This window comes from Nocardiopsis sp. TNDT3 (assembly GCF_003427465.1).
In the GTDB taxonomy this organism is placed as follows: Bacteria; Actinomycetota; Actinomycetes; order Streptosporangiales; family Streptosporangiaceae; genus Nocardiopsis; species Nocardiopsis dassonvillei.
Window position 1 is genome coordinate 1 of record NZ_QPFC01000138.1, and the last position, 2,237, is coordinate 2,237.

A 2,237-nucleotide genomic window follows, 5' to 3' on the forward strand; every position below is an offset into this window, starting at 1 on the left:
GGACGGGGGTGTCCGACCGCGCCGGAGCGGGCGCGGACGGCGCCCGGGGGGAGGGCGAACTGGCCGTGCTCCTCGGGGACGAGGAGGCGGTCCTCGGCCGCGTGCTGCTCGTCACCGCGACCACCCCGGGCCGCGCCGGTGCGGCGACCGCGGTGAACCTGGCCGCCTCCCTGGCCCGCACGGGCTCGGAGACGCTGCTGGTGTGCGCCGACCCCCGCACCGACGCGGTCGGCGAGCTGCTGGGGCTGCCGGAGGGCCCCGGCCTGGCCGAGGCGCTGCTGGAGGGTGAGGACCCCGCCGACCTGGAGGTGCGGCCCGACGCGGTGCCCCGTCTGCGGGTGCTGCGCTACGGGTCGCCGGGTATGGACGCGCCGGTGCAGGGCACCGCCATGCCGGAACTGGTGCGGCTGCTGCGGGCGGGGGCGGAGTACGTGGTGGTGGCGGTGGCGCCGGTGAGCGAGCGGGCCGACGCGCACGCGCTGGCCGGTTCGGCCGACCTGATGCTGCCGGTGGTCGAACTGGACCGCACGCGCCGCGCCGAACTGGGGGAGCTGCTCGTCCTCGCCGACCGGTTCGGGGTTCCCGTTCCGGGCACGGCCGTGCTGCCGCGCCAGCCGCTGGCCGGACCCGCGCCGGTGGCGTCGCCGTCCGCGGCCGAGCCGGTCGCCGGGGAACAGACCACCGGGCCCGACCGCACGCCCGGAAGGGACGGAGCGGCCGGGGCGGACGAGGCGGCCGGGGCCGCGAAGGGCCGCGCCGGTGCGGGGATCACGCTGACCGGCATCGTCAGCGAGCTGCCCGCCACCGCCGGGACCGCGGGGACGCGGGGGCGCGGCGGGGCGGCCCGGCCCCCGGCTCCCAGGGACGCCGAGGGTGTCCCCGGGGTTCCCGGTCCCCGGCGGGCGGAGGCCGCGGAGGAGCCCGAGGCCGCGGAGAGCGGGAGGAGCACGGCCGACGGTGCCGCCGGCACGCCTTCGCGGGCTCGCGACGGGGACGCGGAGTCCGCGGTCCCGGGCGGCGGCGAGCGCGCCGGAGGCGACGACACCGCCCAGGAGCGCTCCGGGGTGTCCGAAGCCGAGACGGCCGAGCGGATCGCGGAGGCGGCCGGGGCGGACGACGGCACCGCGCAGGACGCGGCGGCCCCCCGCGACGGCGGGATACCCGCGGGCCTGGAGGTCCCCCGCGTGCTGGGAGGCGACGGCGCCACCCAGATCCCGGTGACGCCCGAGGCCGCCGGGACCGGCCGGACCGAGGAGGACGCCGCGGCCCCGGGTACGGCCTCGGAGGCGGAGATGGCCTTCGGGCTGGCCCGGACCGCCGAGGCGCGGGAGCCCCACGACCCCGAGGCGACCGTCAGCGGCGCCGAGGCCACGGAGGCCCTCGTGGCCTTCGCGGCCGAGGGGGCCGAGGGGGCCGAGGAGTCCCGGCCGACCGGAGCCGCCGGGGACTCCGACTCCCCGGACAGCGCCCCTGACACCGCCCCGGACACGGCCCCGGGGACACGGAACTGATGGCCTGGAGCACGTCCGCGAGCGCCCCCCGGCCGACCGCCGGGGCGGCGGGCCCCGTCGTCGGGGGCCCGCTCCCGGCGGGCGGGACCGACGGTCGGCCGCTGCTCTGGCTGCTGGCCGGGTATCCGCTGTGGTGGGCGCTGGGCCTGGGGCAGTTCGCGTACTGGCTGTTCGCGGTCCCGATGGCCGCCGAACTGGTGCGCCGGCACCGCGCCACGGGGCTGCGGGTCCCCCCGGGGTTCTGGCTGTGGGCGCTGTTCCTGCTGTGGACGGTGCTGGGCCTGTGCCTGGTCCACCTGGAGATGCCCGGCACGGTGCCGGGCAGCGGCGGATACGGCGGCGCCGTGCTCCGGGCGGTCAACTACCTGGTGCTGACGGTCCTGGTGCTCTACGTCGGCAACCTCTCCGAGCGCGAACTGCCCACGCGCGCGGTCGTGGGCGCGCTGGCGGTGCTGTGCCTGACCACGGTCGCGGGCGGCTACCTGGGCATGCTCGCACCCCGGTTCGAGTTCACGGCCCCGATGGAGTACCTGCTCCCCGAGGCCCTCGCCTCCGATGCCTACATGCAGACCCTCATCCACCCGGCGTCCGCGCAGGTCATGGACATCTTCGGGTACGAGTCGGCCCGCCCGAAGGCGCCCTGGGAGTACACCAACGTCTGGGGCTACATGCTCTCCCTGCTGCTGGTGTGGCTGGTGGTGGGCTGGGTGGCGCAGGGTTCGGGGT

At 78.3% G+C, this 2,237-nt stretch carries 2 pseudogenes; both read left to right on the forward strand.

Annotation, left to right across the window (positions count from 1 at the left end):
* A pseudogene (locus tag DQW06_RS03955) lies at window positions 1-1,511 on the forward strand (lipopolysaccharide biosynthesis protein); the annotation flags it as partial.
* Window positions 1,511-2,237 (forward strand): annotated as a pseudogene (locus DQW06_RS03960) (ligase); the annotation flags it as partial. The pseudogenes DQW06_RS03955 and DQW06_RS03960, both read left to right, overlap by 1 nt.